General features: G+C 68.3%; 11 protein-coding genes. 5 read left to right on the top strand and 6 right to left on the bottom strand.

All coding sequences use genetic code 11. The features are described 5' to 3' along the window. Positions 1-225 precede the first annotated feature (225 nt). Both AC5P6H_RS17805 and AC5P6H_RS17810 read right to left on the bottom strand, forming a co-directional pair. Entirely contained in the window at positions 226-3753 is a 3528-nt protein-coding gene (locus AC5P6H_RS17805) for a hybrid sensor histidine kinase/response regulator (RefSeq protein WP_495202933.1), read from the bottom strand. Between the two features lie 96 nt (positions 3754-3849). Next, entirely contained in the window at positions 3850-7392 is a 3543-nt protein-coding gene (locus AC5P6H_RS17810) for a sensor histidine kinase (RefSeq protein WP_478425940.1), read from the bottom strand. A 164-nt stretch (positions 7393-7556) separates the two neighbouring features. Here AC5P6H_RS17810 and AC5P6H_RS17815 point away from each other — a divergent pair, with 164 nt between their 5' ends. The 3 genes from AC5P6H_RS17815 to AC5P6H_RS17825 are packed head-to-tail and all read left to right on the top strand — an operon-like array spanning position 7557 to position 9346. Beyond that, a complete protein-coding gene (locus AC5P6H_RS17815; protein ID WP_126411266.1) occupies positions 7557-8201 on the top strand; it encodes a YceI family protein in 645 nt (214 codons plus the stop codon). Continuing rightward, a complete protein-coding gene (locus tag AC5P6H_RS17820) occupies positions 8198-8770 on the top strand; it encodes a cytochrome b (protein ID WP_134809180.1) in 573 nt (190 codons plus the stop codon). Before AC5P6H_RS17815 ends, AC5P6H_RS17820 begins: the two co-directional genes overlap by 4 nt. A gap of 3 nt (positions 8771-8773) precedes the next feature. Next, entirely contained in the window at positions 8774-9346 is a 573-nt protein-coding gene (locus tag AC5P6H_RS17825) for a YceI family protein (protein WP_014648058.1), read from the top strand. A gap of 119 nt (positions 9347-9465) precedes the next feature. On the opposite strand, the gene AC5P6H_RS17830 is transcribed toward AC5P6H_RS17825, so the two are convergent. Then, complete coding sequence (locus tag AC5P6H_RS17830) at positions 9466-9696, bottom strand: glutaredoxin family protein (protein WP_014648059.1); 231 nt, start codon at positions 9694-9696, stop codon at positions 9466-9468. 99 nt (positions 9697-9795) lie between these two features. Here AC5P6H_RS17830 and AC5P6H_RS17835 point away from each other — a divergent pair, with 99 nt between their 5' ends. Together AC5P6H_RS17835 and AC5P6H_RS17840 are read left to right on the top strand one after the other, a co-directional pair. Further along, complete coding sequence (locus AC5P6H_RS17835; protein WP_006464040.1) at positions 9796-11178, top strand: L-serine ammonia-lyase; 1383 nt, start codon at positions 9796-9798, stop codon at positions 11176-11178. Positions 11179-11381: 203 nt separating this feature from the next. Beyond that, positions 11382-12377 carry an alpha/beta fold hydrolase gene (locus AC5P6H_RS17840; protein WP_032957057.1) on the top strand — a complete coding sequence of 332 codons (996 nt, stop codon included), beginning with the start codon at positions 11382-11384 and terminating at the stop codon, positions 12375-12377. A 110-nt stretch (positions 12378-12487) separates the two neighbouring features. On the opposite strand, the gene AC5P6H_RS17845 is transcribed toward AC5P6H_RS17840, so the two are convergent. Genes AC5P6H_RS17845 through metX form a run of 3 tightly spaced genes read right to left on the bottom strand, consistent with a single transcriptional unit; the run spans position 12488 to position 15815 of the window. Beyond that, the gene (locus tag AC5P6H_RS17845; protein WP_495202934.1) at positions 12488-13555 is read right to left on the bottom strand and encodes a homoserine dehydrogenase family protein; all 1068 of its coding nucleotides are present in this window, start codon (positions 13553-13555) and stop codon (positions 12488-12490) included. Beyond that, entirely contained in the window at positions 13552-14787 is a 1236-nt protein-coding gene (locus tag AC5P6H_RS17850) for an O-succinylhomoserine (thiol)-lyase (protein WP_046432019.1), read from the bottom strand. Before AC5P6H_RS17850 ends, AC5P6H_RS17845 begins: the two co-directional genes overlap by 4 nt. After that, positions 14784-15815: a homoserine O-succinyltransferase MetX gene (metX, locus tag AC5P6H_RS17855; RefSeq protein WP_014648063.1), complete on the bottom strand. Its 1032-nt coding sequence runs from the start codon at positions 15813-15815 to the stop codon at positions 14784-14786. Before metX ends, AC5P6H_RS17850 begins: the two co-directional genes overlap by 4 nt. Between the last annotated feature and the right edge of the window lie 71 nt (positions 15816-15886).

The following is a 15886-nucleotide window of genomic DNA, read 5'->3' on the forward strand; positions in this document are numbered from 1 at the left end:
TGTGGGTAACGGCGACTGTTGGAACGCGCGGTTGTTGGTAGGTGTCGACCTTGGTCGACACATCTGTCAGATATCGAATTCCAGATTGGGGTCAGAGCCCGTTGCGCAGCAACGGGATCCGACCCCGAGCTCCGACAGATCGCGGAAAACTGTCGAAGGCGGGCTTTTGACGTTGACGTTGACGTTGATTCTGCAGGTGCAGGACTGCAAGCCCTGCAATAAACCCTACCTGCCCATCGCCCTGGCGATCGCTTCCACCAGCAGTTCACCGGTCACCGGCTTGCGCAGGAAGCCGCCGATGCCGGCCACTTCCACCTGCTGCTGAAGGTCCGGATCAGTCCGCGCGGTCACCGCCAGCAGCGGCAGCATGTAGCCCTGGTTACGCAGGTGCTGGGCCAGTTCGAAGCCGCTCAGGCCGGGCAGGTCCAGATCCAGCAGGCCGACGTCGAAATCGCCGGCACTGATCTCGCGCAGCGCCGCCAGCGCATGGCCGGCATGCACCACCTCGTGGCCGCGTGCGCTCAACAACCCCCGCACCACATCGGCCACGGTGGCATCGTCCTCGACCAGCAGCACCCGCAGCGGTGGCATGTTCGCCGCATCGTCGCGATGCCCCTCGGCGGACACCTCGGCGTCACCGTCCACCACCAGTGGCAACGGCAGGGTGACGCCGAAGCAGGTGCCCCGGCCCAGCTGGCTCTCCACCTGGATCCGCCCCTGCATCGCTTGTGCCAGCTCGCGGCAGATCGCCAGGCCCAGGCCGCTGCCACCGTACTGCGCTGCCGTACGTGCACCATCGGCCTGCTCGAAGCGTCGGAACAGGCGCTGCTGCTGTTCCTGGCTGATGCCCGGGCCGGTATCACGTACCTCGAAATGCAGCGCGCGCAGCTCGCCATCGCAACGTGCATGCAGGGTGATGGTGCCGCGGCTGGTGAATTTCACTGCGTTCGACAGCAGGTTCAGCAGGATCTGCCGCACGCGCATGGCATCACCGGTCGCCTGCAGGCCCGGCGGCAGCTGGTTGTCCAGGACGAAGCGCAGGCCCTTCTGTGCAGCCAGCGGGCCCATCAGCGCCGCCAGATCCTGCAGCAGGCCATTCAACGCAAACGACTGCGACTGCAGCTCCAGGCGCCCGGACTCGATCCGCGCCAGGTCCAGCGCATCGTTGACCAGATGCAGCAGGTGCTCGCCCGCATGCCGGATCGACTGCGTGTAGCCGCGCTGCTGCGGGTCCAGTGGCGAAGCCAGCAGCAGCTCGCTCATGCCCAGCACGCCGGTCATCGGCGTACGGATCTCATGGCCAAGGTTGGCCAGGAAGCGGGTCTTGGCCGCCGAGGCCTGCTCGGCCAGTTCCTGCTTGTGCAGCGCCAGCTGGTAGGCGTGGCGCCGCTGCAGGCGGCGTCGGTACAACCAGGCGAACCAGCTGGTCAGCAGCAACCCGACCGACGCCAGTACCAGCAGGCCGGACAGGCTGCGCCACCACGGCGGCTGCACGCGGAACTCCAGGCTCTGCACCCGCGACCACACATGGTCGGCCGAGCGTGCCTGCACTTCCAGCCGGTAGCTGCCCGGCGCCAGGCGCGAGAACAGGCGCTCGCCCGCCGGACCGACTTCAACCCAATCCGGGTCGTAGCCGGCCAGGCGGTAACGGTAGGTATTGGACGCCGAGTCGGCGAAGGACAGCAATCGCGCGACGATGCGCAGGTCGCGATCGCCATCGGCGATCTGCAACGGCGCATCGTGGGTCATGTCCAGCACCTGTTCGTTGCGGCGCACTTCCACCCGCTCGATCACCAGTGGCGCGCGACGTACCGAAGGCCGTACCTGCTCCGGGTCGAACACCACCGCGCCCGCTGCCGTTCCGGCCACCAGGTGGCCATCGGCCGCTGCGATCAAGGTGTGCTCGCGGAATTCCTGGCTTGGCAGGCCGTCGTGCACGCCGTACAGGCGCACGCTCTGCCCATCGGCACTGACACGTACCAGGCCGCGTGCGCTGGTCGCCCAGGCCACGCCCTGCGCATCCACCACCAGGCCAGAGGCGGAGATCGCCGGATAGCCCTGTTCGGCACCGACCACCGCCTGCCGTTCCAGCCGCCCCTGGCTCCAGCGGTATCGCGACAGGCGCCCGTCCTCGGACAACCAGACCTGGCCGTCACGGCCCACATGCAACGCATGGATGGCCGTTGCCGGCGCACCCGGCACCGGCTGGAAGCGTTCGCTTTCCGGCAGCCACTGCAGCAGGCCACGGCTGCTGGCCAGCCAGATATGGTCCTGCGGACCGCATTCCACATCGAGGTTGAGCTGGCCCTGCTGCAGGCCGCGCTGGCCATTGTCCAGCTGGCGCCGCAGGCGTCCGTCGAGATCACGTTGCTGCAGGCCCGCGGGAAGCATCAACCAGAGGCTGTCGCCGTCGCAGGTCATCATCGCTTCGATGACCCCTTCCATCGCCGCATCGGTACCGGCATCACGGCCCCAACGACGCAGTTCGCGCCGTTGCGGGTCGTAGCGCACCAGTGCATCGGTCGATCCGATCCAGACCTGGCCACGCCGGTCCTCGCGCACCGAGGTCAGCCAGTGCATGCCGTTGACCCAGGTGCGGTGCTGCTCGATCCTGCCGGTCTTCGGATCGAAGCGGTCCAGCGCGCCATGGCTGCCCACGGTCCAGACACCGCCATTGCTGGACGGGCTGGTGCCCAGCACGAGCGCATTGCGCAGCGAGCTGGGGTCGTCCTCCAGCCGCGACAGCACCGAGAACTGCCACCAGCGTGGCAGGAGGTGCCACAACCCGGCATTGGTGCTGGCCAGCCAGATGCCACCTTCGCGGTCCTCATAGGCACCGGTCCAGTTCGGCCGCACCGGACCGCGTGCGATCGCGCTGTACAGCGGCACGGTCTGGTACTGGCCGTCGACCGCACGTCCCAGCCCGGTGCGCGTATCCAGCCAATGTCCGCCCTGCTCGTCGCGCAGCATCATGCCCAGCACCTGCTCGCCTGGCGGCAGCTTCCACGGTGGTGCCTCGAAGCGGCCATCCGGGCGGCGCACGGTGGCCCCGGCCATCGTGCTGATCCACAGGCTGCCATCGGGCTCGGCGGTCAACCCGTTGATCAGCAGGCTGGGAATGATGTCCGTACCGACACGCTCGAAGTCGGTCCCGGTCCAGCGTGCCACGCCATGCTTGGTGCCGATCCACAGGCTGCCATCGGCCAGCGTGGCCAGGTAGGGCACCGACGACGAAGGCAGGCTGCGCGGATTGTTCGGCTCGGGCAGGAAGCGCTGCAGGCGGTCCTGGCTGTCCAGGCGGTACAGGCCGCCTTCGTGGGTACCGAACCAGATCGAGCCATCAGGCGTGCTGGCCAGGCTCCAGACCGTGTTGGTGCCCATCAACGGCTGGCTGCTGCGGTCGTAGAAGTGCAGCTGCCGGCGGTCGGCCGACATGCGCACCAGGCCAGCGTTCTCGGTGCCTATCCACAACTGGTTGCGGGCATCGACCAGCACCGTCCAGATGCGGTTGTCACGCAGTCCATCCTCGGAACGCCACACGCGGTAAGTGCGGCCGTCATAGCGGGCCAGGCCATCGTTGGTCGCGATCCACAGGTAGCCGTACCGGTCCTCGGCCATGCGGTTGACGGTATTGGACGGCAGGCCATCGAACACCGTCACCTGCCGCGGGCTCGGAGGCACCGGCTGTGCCGCAGCGGGCAACGCGCCGCACAGGAGGACCAGCAGCAGCATCGCCGCCCGCAGATACACCACCGATTGCCTCCTCACGCTGGTCCTGATGATTCCCGCGCTGCGGGCGTCGGCATGGTAAACCGAAAGTCGCGCCGTTCACGCCCGGCGCCGGCACAGTCACGCAGTTGCCTGCCGTTTCGCACGCGCCTGGGCGATGGCCGCCACCAGCAGGTCGCCGGTCACCGGCTTGCGCAGGAAGCCATCGAAGCCGGCGGCCAGCACCTGGGTTTCGGCGTAGGCATCGGAACGGGCGGTCACTGCCACCAGCGGCAGTTCATAGCCCATGGTGCGCAGCTGGCGGGCGATGGCCGTACCGTCCAGCGCGGGCAGATCGAGATCGAGCAGGCCGACGTCGAAACCATCGGTGGCGATCTCCGACAGCGCGCCCAGGCCATGCAGCACGTGGACCACCTCATGCCCGCGCACCCGCAGCAGGCCGGCGATGACCTCGGCCACCGTGGCGTCGTCCTCGACCAGCAGGATGCGCAGCGGCGGCAGTTCCGGCAGGGCCGCCACCTCGCCCGCGGTGCCGGCGGCCTGGCGCGTCCAGGGCAGGGGCAGGCGCACGCGGAACCGCGCACCCTTGCCAGGCTGGCTGTCCACTTCGATACGCCCCCCCATCGCCACCGCCAGTTCCTGGCAGATCGCCAGTCCCAGGCCACTGCCGCCGTAGCGCGACGCGGTGCGCGGACCGTCGGCCTGTTCAAAACGATGGAACAGGCGCTGCTGCTGCTCGGCATTGATGCCCGGGCCACTGTCATGCACTTCGAAACACAGGCCGCCCTTCTCTTCCAGGCGCACGGCCAGGCCGACGTGGCCGCGCTCGGTGAACTTGATGGCGTTGCCGAGCAGGTTCAGCAGGATCTGGCGCACGCGCATCTCGTCGCCGCTGACACTGACCGGCCCTGCCGGGTTTTCACCGCGCCGGAATTCCAGCTGGCGCTGCTGCGCCATCGGCTGCATCAGGCCCTGCACCTGGTCGAGCAGTTCCTCCAGGTCGAACGGACGCAGATCCAGCTCAAGCCGCCCGGCTTCGATGCGGGCCAGGTCCAGCGCATCGTTGACCAGCCGCAGCAGATGGCTGCCGGCCTGCTGGATCGACCCCGCGTAGCCACGCTGCACCGGATCCAGCGGAGTCGCCAGCAGCAGTTCGCTCATGCCCAGCACGCCGGTCATCGGCGTGCGTACTTCGTGGCCCAGCGTGGCCAGGAAACGGCTCTTGGCCTGCGAGGCCTGCTCGGCCAGCTGCTGCTTGTGCACCGTCAGCTGCCATTGCTGGCGACGGCGCAGCCGCGCGCGGACCGACCAGACCAGGACCACCAGCAGCAGCGACCCCAGCAGGATGTAGCCGAAGATCGCCATGCCGCTGCGCCACCACGGCGGCAGCACCTTCACCTGCAACTGCTGCGAAGGCGTCCACGCGCCCCGGGCGGTCGCTGCCTGCACCTCGATGACGTAGCTGCCGGTCGGCAGCCGCGACAGGGTGCGCTGGCCATCGCCCCCCTGCTCCACCCAGTCCTGGTCATAGCCCTGCACGCGGAAGCGGTAACGGTTGCCCTGCGGGCTGGCATAGGACAGCAGCCGCGCATCGATCTGCAGATCGCGGTCATCCGGTCCCAGCAACAGGGTGCCGGTGAGCGGCAACGGTTGCCAGCCGCGCGCGTCGTCGCGGCGTACGCGCACTTCGGCGATCACCAGCGATGAAGAAGGCAGCACCGTGTCGTCGGCATTCACATCGAAGGCAACCAACCCGGTCTGGGTGACGGCCAGCACGCGACCATCTGCATTCACTGCCGGTGGCCGGCCGGTGAACTCCGCATCGGACAGTCCATCGCGCTCGTTGAACTGCTGCAGGCGCCGCGTTTTCGGGTCCCAACGCAGCAGGCCGCGCGGCGTCGTCGCCCACAGCTGGCCGTTGCCGGCCAGCGCCAGCCCGCCCATGGTGACCGGCGGCACGCCTGCACTGCCATCGATGCGCTGGATCAGGCGCAGGCTCATGCCATCCCACTGGTAGCGCTCGAACGCGCCTTGGCGCGCCAGCCACAACTGTTGCGGATCGATCCACACCAGGTCGTAGATGGGCCCGCGCGAAACGCCCGGTACTGCCTCGAAGCGTCCAGCCTGCTCGCGCCAGATGCCCATGTCACCCATCACCCAGGGCCGGCCATGGGCGTCGAAGCGGATCTGCTCGATCGGCGCATCGGCGGTCCCGCGGAAATGCTCCAGCGGATAGCGGTGCAGCAGCCGGCCCTCTGCATCGCGCTGCTGCAGGTCCAGGCCCATCACCGACACCCACACCGTGCCATCAGGCGCCTGCCGCATCAGGTCGATGCGCTGGCGCAGGTCGGCACTGCCATCGATCCGCAGATCGCGCAGCGCGCCGGTAGCCGGATCGTAGACGGTGATGCGGCCGCCGCGTCCCAGCCACAGGCGCCCATCCGGGCGCGGCAGCACCGACCACACCACGCCGCTGCCGAGCTGCCGGTCGCTGGCCAGCAGGCGCAGGGTGCCCTGCGCATCGAGCTGGTACACCCCTCGCGCCGAGCCGACGTAGTAGTTCTTCCCATCGCTGGCCGCGCTCAACAGGTACTGGCTGTCCAGCGGCTTGCCGTCGAGCTGGTTCCAGATCGAGAAGCGCCGCCAGTCCGGTGGCAGATAGGCCAGGCCCTGGGTCAGCAGCGCCACCCACAATCCGCCCTCGTGGTCCTGCAGCAGATCGAGCACACCGCTGTGCGCGGTCAGGAAGCCGCTGCCGCGGTCGCCCTCCAGCCGGCGCAGCGCCGCCGCATCCCCCCGCAACAGGCCATCGGAGGTGCCAGCCCAGTAGCCCCCCTGGCGATCGGCCAGGACCAGGGCCGAGCGCAGCTGGGCGCTGTCGGCCCATCGCGGACGACTGACCCGGTCCTGCCCATCGATGCGGTACAGGCCATCGTTCTGGCTGCCGACCCAGATCGAACCCTCCGCATCCCGGCTCAACCGGAGCACGCTCAGCGTGCCCAGTTCCCGCGCGGCCACCGGCTCGAATCCGCTGCCGTTCCAACGCGCCACGCCCGCTTCGGTGCCCAGCCACAGGCGGCCCTGCGCATCGACCAGGCTGGTGAAGATGCTGTTGCTGGGCAGGCCCCCCGGCTGCGCCGGGTCATGGGTGTAGAGGCGCACGCTGCCGTCCTCGCCAAGCCGGCAGACGCCATGGTTGTTGGTCCCGATCCACAAGGCGTCGTCGACATAGGCCAGCGCCCAGAACTGCCCCTGGCAGGTGGAATTGACCGTGTCGAAGGTCCGGAAGCGCTCGCGGTCGGCATCCAGGCGGGCCACGCCCTTGCCGTTGATGCCCACCCAGACCCGGTCCAGCGGATCGATCAGCAGGGTCTCGATCTCGTTGCCGGGCAGCGAGCCCGGCTGTTCCGGATCGTGCTCCCAGACCCGCAGGCTGTTGCCGTCATAACGGGCGAGTCCACCATCGGTGGCGGCCCAGATGTGGCCCTGGCGATCCTCGGCCAGCGCCACCACCATGCGTGACGGCAAGCCTTCGGCGGCACCGAAGCGGCGCAGGCGCGGTGTTTCTGCCATGTCCAGGGTCGCAGCCGCCGTGGCCAAAGCCATCAGCAGCAGTCCCATACCTGCGATGCCACGGCACCACCGGCGCCAGCCGCTCGTCATCCTGAACCCCCTGTCCTGGGCCGATTGTCACACAGGGCCGGGTTCATGGCTGCAACAGGCTGTTTCCAGCGGCGGCACCACCACGAACTGTTGCAGCCATGCACGCAACGTTGGCAGGGGGCTGTGCGTATGATCACAGCGTCACCTTCCGGAGCCCGCCATCGATGCGTCCCTGCCTGGCCCTGCTGCCGATGCTGCTCGCCACCGCCCCTGCCTGGGCGGCCACCGACACCTATCGCCTCGATCCGGTGCACACGCGGGTGCTGTTCTCCATCGATCACGCGGGCTACTCGCAGGCCATGGGCACCGTGTCCGGCAGCGAGGGCCGCGTGCTGTTCGATCCCGACAACTGGCGCGACGCCACCCTGGAAGTGGACATTCCGGTGTCGCGTCTGGACCTTGGCGACGCCAAGTGGAACCAGGCCACGCTGGCCCGCAGCCTGCTCGATGGCGAGCGATTCCCCAGCGCACGCTTCGTCTCCAGCCGGGTCGAACCGATCGACGCCAAGCGTGCGCATGTGATCGGCACGCTGACCCTTCGCGGGGTCAGCCAGGAAGTCACCCTGGACGTGACCCTCAACGCGCTCAAGCGCTACCCGCTCCCTCCATTCCGACGCACCGCCGGGTTTTCCGCCAGCACGACGCTGAGCCGGCGCGCGTTCGGCATCACCGCCTGGCCGGGGGTCATCGGTGATGCGGTACAGGTGCGGATCGAGGCCGAAGCCACCCTCGACCGCAGCGACGCCCCGGGAACTCCCGCTCCCGTTCCACACTCCGACCACACGACGGCCCCCAAGGACCCTTCATGACCGCCAAGAACACCCCCGCCGCGTGGGGAAGTGTCAGCCAGCTCCTGCACTGGTTGATCGCACTGCTGATCCTCGCCCTGGGCGTGGTCGGCCTGACCATGGGCGAACTGCCCAAGACGCCCAAGTACTTCTGGGTCTACACCGCGCACAAGTCGATCGGCATCACCGTGCTGGCGCTGGTGCTGTTCCGTCTCGGCTGGCGCCTGTATGCCGGTGCGCCGAAGCCGGTGCCGGGCGTGCCCAGCTGGCAGGAACGCATCGCCAATGCCACCCACGTGCTGCTGTACGTGCTGATGTTTGCCATTCCGCTGTCGGGCTGGCTGTACGATTCGGCCAGTGGCCTGCGCCCGTTCCGTTGGTTCGGCCTGGTCGACGTGCCCAAGCTGAGCGGCCCCGACCCGCAGGTCGTCGCGGTGTCCCATGCCCTCCACGAATACGGCTTCTGGCTGTTGATCGCGGTAGTGCTGGCCCATGCCGGCGCTGCCTTCTACCACCACCTGTTCCAGCGCGATGCAACGCTGTCCCGCATGTTGCCGCGCGGCTGGCTCGCCTCCCCTCAGAAGGACTGACCGATGAACCTGAAACTGACCACTCCGGCCGCCGTGGCTGCCGCCCTGGCCGGCATGCTGGCCACCGCCCCGGCGCTCGCTGCGGAGTATGCGCAGGCCCCCGGTGCCGGCTCGATCCTGGTGTTCGCCAGCAAGTACGACGGCGAAGTGTTCACCGGCAGCTTCCCGGGCTTCGCCACCAAGCTCAGCTTCGACCCGGCCAACCCGGCCGCCGGTTCGCTGGATGTGGTGATTCCGCTGGCAGGCGCCAGGAGCGGCAACAGCGACCGTGACTCGACCCTGCAGGGCGCCGACTTCTTCAATGTCGGCAAGTTCGCCACCGCGCGTTACACCGCCAAGGGCTTCCGCGCCGTGGGCAACGACCAGTTCGCCGCCGATGGCACCCTGGAACTGCGCGGCGTCAGCAAGCCGGTCACCCTGACCTTCACCTGGAAGCCGGGCACCCAGCCGGTGCTGACCGGCAAGGCCACGGTCAAGCGCCTGGACTTCGGCGTCGGCGGCGGTGACTGGGCCGATACCAAGACCATTCCGGACGACACCGCGATCAGCACGATCGTGAAGTTCGACGCGAAATAAGACGCATCCGGTGATGCCGTGCCCGTGGCCGGCATCACCGGGCATCGCAACGCATCCGGTAGTGCCGGCCGCTGGCCGGCATCACCGGGAACAGAGGGGTTGCCGGCCAGCGGCCGGCACTACTGATCGACGGCCAACCAGGCCTGCACCGTGGCCGCATCGAACGGCCAGTCCAGCTCGCGCTCGCCGCGCTCGTCGCGCAGCACCGGCACGCGCGTGCCATAGCGCGCTTCCAGCGCCGGCTGGTCATCCAGGAACACCGATTCGAACTCCGGCGCCCGCGCCTTGGCCAGCTCGGCCAGGGCCAGGTCGCACAGGTGGCAATCGTCACGCTGGATCAGGGTCAGCACCAGTCAGGCTCCCGTGGCGGAAATGCTGCGCCGCAGCCATCGGATGGCCCGGCAAGCCGCTAGAATAGCCGCTTGTCCGGTACCCGCAGTTTGGCATCCATGGCTGTCAGCACGTTCGACGTTTTCAAGATCGGCATTGGCCCGAGCTCCTCGCACACCGTCGGACCGATGAAGGCCGCCGAGCGATTCATCCATCGCTGGCTGCTCGACCCGGGTCGCCTGCACGAGGTCGCGCGCATCCGCGCCGATGTCTACGGCTCGCTGGCCTTGACCGGCCGCGGCCATGGCACCGACAAGGCGATCCTGCTGGGCCTGGAAGGCCAACGGCCTAACCTGATCGACCCGGACATCATTCCGGCCACCCTGGAGCGCATCCGCAGCAGCAAGCGCATCCAGCTGATGGGCCAGCACGAGATCGCCTTCGACGAGAAGCGCGATCTCGGCATGAACAAGCGCCAGAAGCTGCCCTACCACACCAACGGCATGCGCTTCACCGCGTACAACGCCGACGACGAAGTGATCGCCACCCGCGATTACTACTCGGTCGGTGGTGGCTTCGTGGTCAACCAGGACGACGCGGCCGATGACCGCATCGTGCCCGATGAAACCCCGCTGCCCTACCCGTTCAAGAGCGGCGACGAGCTGCTGGCACAGACCGCACGCAGCGGCCTGAGCATCGCCCAGCTGATGTTCGAGAACGAAAAGTGCTGGCGCAGCGAAGACGAGATCCGCGCCCAGCTGCGCGAGATCTGGAGCGCGATGCAGTCGTGCGTCACCCGCGGCATCCGCGAGGAGGGCGTGCTGCCGGGTGGCCTGAAGGTCGGCCGTCGTGCACCGGCGCTGTACCGCGAGCTGTCGTCGAAGCCGGAAGCGGCGATGCGCGATCCGCTGACGACGCTGGACTGGGTCAACCTGTACGCACTGGCAGTGAACGAAGAGAACGCTGCCGGTGGCCGCGTGGTGACCGCACCGACCAACGGTGCGGCCGGCGTACTGCCGGCGGTGCTGCATTATTTCGACCGCTTCTGCCCCGGCGCCAACGAACAGCGCGTGTTCGATTTCCTGCTGACCTCGGCGGCGATCGGCATCCTGTACAAGGAAAACGCTTCGATTTCCGGTGCCGAAGTGGGCTGCCAGGGCGAAGTGGGCGTGGCCTGCTCGATGGCGGCCGGTGGCCTGGTCGCGGCGCTGGGGGGCAACCCGAGCCAGATCGAGAACGCCGCGGAAATCGGCATGGAACACAACCTGGGCCTGACCTGCGACCCGATCGGCGGCCTGGTGCAGATTCCCTGCATCGAGCGCAATGCAATGGGCGCGGTGAAGGCGATCAATGCCTCGCGCATGGCGATGCGTGGCGACGGCAAGCACAAGGTGTCGCTGGACAAGGTCATCAAGACCATGCGCGATACCGGCCGCGACATGCAGGACAAGTACAAGGAAACCAGCCGCGGTGGCTTGGCGGTGAACGTCATCGAGTGCTGAGGGCGACCGGCTCCGGCGCGATGGCGACGGGCCACAGGTAGAGTCGACTGTCAGTCGACCATCGCGCGCAGCGCGGGATTTCCGCGGCCTGAGGGAAGAGCAGTCGACCAACAGTCGACTCTACCCGGTCACCCTTGCCCGTACGGGCGACACCGTCACCGCGTTCCGGTTAGGCTCGGGGCTTCCCCACCCCGGATTGCCCCATGCGCGTGATCGCTGCCGCCCTGCTTGCCTGCCTTCCGCTGGCCGCCCTGGCCGCCCCCACCTACGGGCCTCGGCTGGAGGGTTTCGACTACGGCTATCCGGTGAAGACCTTCGCGCTGGAATCGCAGCGGCAGCCGCTGGAGATGGCCTACCTGGACATCGCGCCGAAGAAGGCACCCATCGGCGTGGTGGTGCTGCTGCACGGCAAGAACTTCTGTGCCGCCACCTGGAAGGAATCGATCAAGCCACTGGTCGCCGCCGGCTATCGGGTGATCGCCCCGGACCAGGTGGGCTTCTGCAAATCCAGCAAGCCCGAGCGTTACCAGTATTCGTTCGCGCAGCTGGCCGCCAACACCCATGCCCTGCTGCAACAGCTGCAACTGGGTGACGTCCCGGTGCACCTGGTCGGTCATTCGATGGGCGGCATGCTGGCGGTGCGCTACGCGCTGATGTTCCCGCAGGACCTGCGCAGCCTGTCGCTGGTCAATCCGATCGGGCTGGAGGACTGGAAGGCGCTGGGCGTCCCCTGGCGCAGCGTCGACGCGTGGTACGCCGGCGAAATGAACATCAGCTATGACAGCATCCGCCGCTACCAGCTGGAGGTGTACTACGACGGCAAATGGAAACCGGCCTACGAACCGTGGGCGCGGATGCAGTCTGGCATGTACGAAGGCCCGGGCAAGCAGGCCGTTGCATGGAGCCAGGCGCTGGCCTCGGACATGGTGTTCAACCAGCCGGTGGTCTACGAACTGAAGCACCTGCAGGTGCCGACCACGCTGTTCATCGGCCAGAAGGACCGCACCGCGATCGGGCGCGACCTGGCGCCGCCTGCGGTGAAGGCGACGCTGGGCAATTATCCGGTGCTGGGCAAAGCAGCGGCCGCAGCGATTCCCGGCGCAACGCTGGTCGAGTTCGCCGAACTGGGCCATTCGCCGCAGGTGCAGGACCCCAAGCAGTTCAACAGCGCGTTGTTGAAGGCCCTGAAGTCCCGCTGACCGGCAGGCGTGCCCTCTGTAGAGCCGAGCCCACGCTCGGCTCATGCGGCAGGACCGGGGTTCTGTCAGGAGCAGCCGAGCGTGGGCTCGGCGCTACAGGAACAATGCGATCAACCCACGATCCGCAGCACGTCATCCAGCAACGCAGCCGCAGTGACTTCCGCGCCGGCACCCGGTCCTTGGATCAACAAGGGTTGGTGGCGGTAGCGATCGCTGTGGATGGCCACGCGGTTGTCGGTGCCGGCACCCTGCGCCAGCGGATGATCGGCCGGCAGTTCGCGCAGGCCCACCTGCGCACCTTCGCTGTCAACACGGCCAACGAAACGCAGCACGCGGCCGTTGTCACGTGCCTGCTGCCAACGCGCCTGCAGCGGCGCATCCAGCTGCTCCAAGGCAGCCACGGCATCCTCCAGCGGCAACGCTGCCAGCGCTTCAGGCACCAGTGAATCCACCTGTACGTGCGACGCATCCAGCGCCAGCCCGCTGCTGCGCGCCAGGATCAGCAGCTTGCGGCGCACGTCCTCGCCGGACAGGTCCACACGCGGGTCTGGCTCGGTATAACCGGCCGCCAGCGCCTCGCGCACCGCCGCCGAGAACGGCGACTGGCCGTCATAGCGATGGAACAGCCACGCCAGCGAGCCGGACAGCACGCCCTCGATGGCATGGATGTGATCGCCACCGGCCACCAGCGCGCGCAGGCTGCTCAACAGCGGCAGCCCGGCACCAACGGTGGCGCTGTCGCCATAACGCGCGCCACTGTCGGCACAGCTTTCGGCAATGGCCTGCGCGCGGGCGAGCTGCGCGCCCCGGCCCAGCTTGTTGGCGGTCACCACATGCACGCCGCGCGCCAGCCATTGCACGTGACGGGCGGCCACGTCTTCACTGGCCGTGGCATCGACCACCACGTCGCCACGCTCCAGCCCTTCGGCGCTCGCCCATGGTGGCGAACTGTGGCCATCGCGGGGGGCTCGACGTGCCAGTTCCAAGGGCAGCGCCAGGTCGCGATCGATCTCCAGCGCGGTGCGCGAGTTGGCCAGCCATTGCACGCTGGGCAGTTCCAACCCGCGTGCCTGCAGCGCCTGGTAGCGCTGTACGAAGGCCGAACCGACCGTGCCCGTACCGAGCAGCGCCAGGCGTCCCGCCCCCAGCGCAGGAATGTCAGCGGCGAGTGCGCTCATGCGTCCACCACCTGTTTGCGGCGGGCGGCCGCATCGATCACCGCTTCGGCGCGCTGCAGCGCGGCGCCGAGATCGGCCAGCAGGTCACGCTCGGCCTCGATGCCGACCGACAGGCGCAGCAGCCCTTCGCTGATGCCGGCGGCTGCACGCGCTTCGGCGGTCATCGCCGCATGAGTCATCGTGGCCGGATGTGCGATCAGGCTTTCGACGCCGCCCAGCGATTCGGCCAGGGTGAAACAGCGTAGCCCGTCCACAAATGCACGCACCGCCGCATGCGGATCATCACCGGCGCAGTGCGCCAGTTCGAATGACAGCATCGCGCCGAAGCCATTCTGCTGGCGCGCGGCGATGGCGTGGCCCGGGTGATCGGCCAGGCCCGGGTAGTACACCGCGCCGACCGCCGGATGCTGGTCCAGCAGGGCAACGATCGACGCCGTGTTTTCCTGGTGCACGCGCAGGCGCGCATCCAGCGTGCGCAGGCCGCGCAGGGTCAGGAAGGCATCGAACGGCGAACCGGTCAGGCCCAGCGCGTTGCCCCACCACACCAGCTGCTCGTGCAGCGCCGGATCGCGCGCGACCACCGCCCCACCCACCACATCGCTGTGGCCATTGATGTACTTGGTGGTGGAATGCAGCACCAGGTCCGCACCAAACGACAGCGGCTGCTGCAGCGCCGGTGACAGGAAGGTGTTGTCGACCACCACGAGGGCACCGGCCTTGTGCGCGGCATCAATGACGAAGCGCAGGTCGGTGATGCGCAGCAGCGGGTTGGACGGGGTTTCCACCAGCACCAGCTTTGGCTGCGTGGCCAGCGCCTGCGCCAGCGCTCGCGGATCGGTCAGGTCGGCGGTGACCAGTTCGAAGTGCCCCTTCTTTGCCAACGCGTTGAACAGCCGCCAGCTGCCGCCGTAGGCATCGTGCGGCACCACCAGGGTGTCGCCCGGCTGCAGCAGCGCGTTCAGCACCAGGTTGATCGCGCCCATGCCGGTCGCGGTGATGACGCCGCCGGCGCCGCCTTCCAGTTCGGCCAGCGCTTCACCCAGCAGGTCGCGGGTCGGGTTGCCACTGCGCGTGTAATCGTACTGGCGCTTGTTGCCGAAGCCTTCAAAACTGAAGTTCGACGACAGCACGATCGGCGGCGTGACCGCGCCATGCGCGGTATCCCGATCGATGCCGGCACGGACGGCGGCAGTGGTACGACTACAGGACGGCTCGTTGGCGTGCAGGCTCATGCGGACTCTCCAGAAGTGCGGAAGGCGGTGGCGAGGATCGCATCGATGCGATCGGTTTCTTTGAGGAAGGCATCGTGGCCATAGGGCGAGCGCAGCACGCGCAGGCTGCCGCGCGGGCCCAGCCCTTCGACCAGGCCGACCAGGTCGGCCAGCGGCACCAGGCGGTCGCCCTCCACGGCCACCACCACGGTCGGCGGCAGGATCGCGGTGGGATCGACGCGGTGCAGGTCGATTGATTCGGACAGGCGCAGGTAAGCGGTCACCGGCGTGCGCGCGACATACTGCGCACCGGCCGCGTCGAGATAGTCTTCGGCAGCCACGCGCACGCGGCCATTGATGACCTCCGGCGCAGCATCAAAGCGCTCGCCGAACTCTTCCGGGGTGCGGTAGCTGAGCATGGCGAACTGCCGGGCCAGGGCCAGGCCGTGGTCTTCGCCGCACTGCAGCTGGCCCAGCGCGACCGCGCGGCGCTGCAATGCGCGCCAGGCGGCGGCATACGGATGCGGTCGGTGCGCACCGCTGGCCAGCACCAGCTGGCGCACGCGGGCACGATGACGGATCGCGAACTGCTGGCCGACCAGCGCGCCATACGAATAGCCAACGAAGGCCTTCAGCGTGCGGATGCCGAGATGGTCCAGCAGCAGCGCCAAGGCATCGGCCTGGTCGGCGGTATCGATCGGCACATCCAGTGCACCGTCGGCGCCGATGAAGTCGAAGGCCAGCACGCGCAGCTGCTGCGGATCCAGCGCGCGGCCGCTGCCCACCAGGTCTTCGGCCCAGCCCTTCTCGCGGAACTGCGTGTTGGACGCCACGTGGCGATGGGCGGAAATGCCGCCGGCCAGCACCACCACCGGTGCATTGGCCGGACCGACCCACTCATAGCGCAGGCGCACCGGGCTGGGGCCGGCGTGGCGCATCGACAGCACCGCGGCGAACTCACCGCGCTCGGCATGCACGCGGTCTTCGACCGGCACGCTGACGGGGACAAAGGGTTCGGGGCGAATGGCGGTACTGGCGGCGAAGCTCATGGCGGGATCCGGTTGGGGAATCGGCCATCGAGCCTTCGCGGGGCCCGCGTTCGAGATGCACGTGTGGTGCA

Source organism: Stenotrophomonas sp. YJH_SMC_110, assembly GCF_059369255.1.

Coding starts and splice junctions, on each gene's coding strand:
- AC5P6H_RS17820 (WP_134809180.1), top strand. CDS start 8,198: ATGACCGCCAAGAACACCCCCGCCGCGTGGGGAAGTGTCAGCCAGCTC.
- metX (WP_014648063.1), bottom strand. CDS start 15,815: ATGAGCTTCGCCGCCAGTACCGCCATTCGCCCCGAACCCTTTGTCCCC.
- AC5P6H_RS17835 (WP_006464040.1), top strand. CDS start 9,796: ATGGCTGTCAGCACGTTCGACGTTTTCAAGATCGGCATTGGCCCGAGC.
- AC5P6H_RS17815 (WP_126411266.1), top strand. CDS start 7,557: ATGCGTCCCTGCCTGGCCCTGCTGCCGATGCTGCTCGCCACCGCCCCT.
- AC5P6H_RS17810 (WP_478425940.1), bottom strand. CDS start 7,392: ATGACGAGCGGCTGGCGCCGGTGGTGCCGTGGCATCGCAGGTATGGGA.
- AC5P6H_RS17845 (WP_495202934.1), bottom strand. CDS start 13,555: ATGAGCGCACTCGCCGCTGACATTCCTGCGCTGGGGGCGGGACGCCTG.
- AC5P6H_RS17825 (WP_014648058.1), top strand. CDS start 8,774: ATGAACCTGAAACTGACCACTCCGGCCGCCGTGGCTGCCGCCCTGGCC.
- AC5P6H_RS17850 (WP_046432019.1), bottom strand. CDS start 14,787: ATGAGCCTGCACGCCAACGAGCCGTCCTGTAGTCGTACCACTGCCGCC.
- AC5P6H_RS17840 (WP_032957057.1), top strand. CDS start 11,382: ATGCGCGTGATCGCTGCCGCCCTGCTTGCCTGCCTTCCGCTGGCCGCC.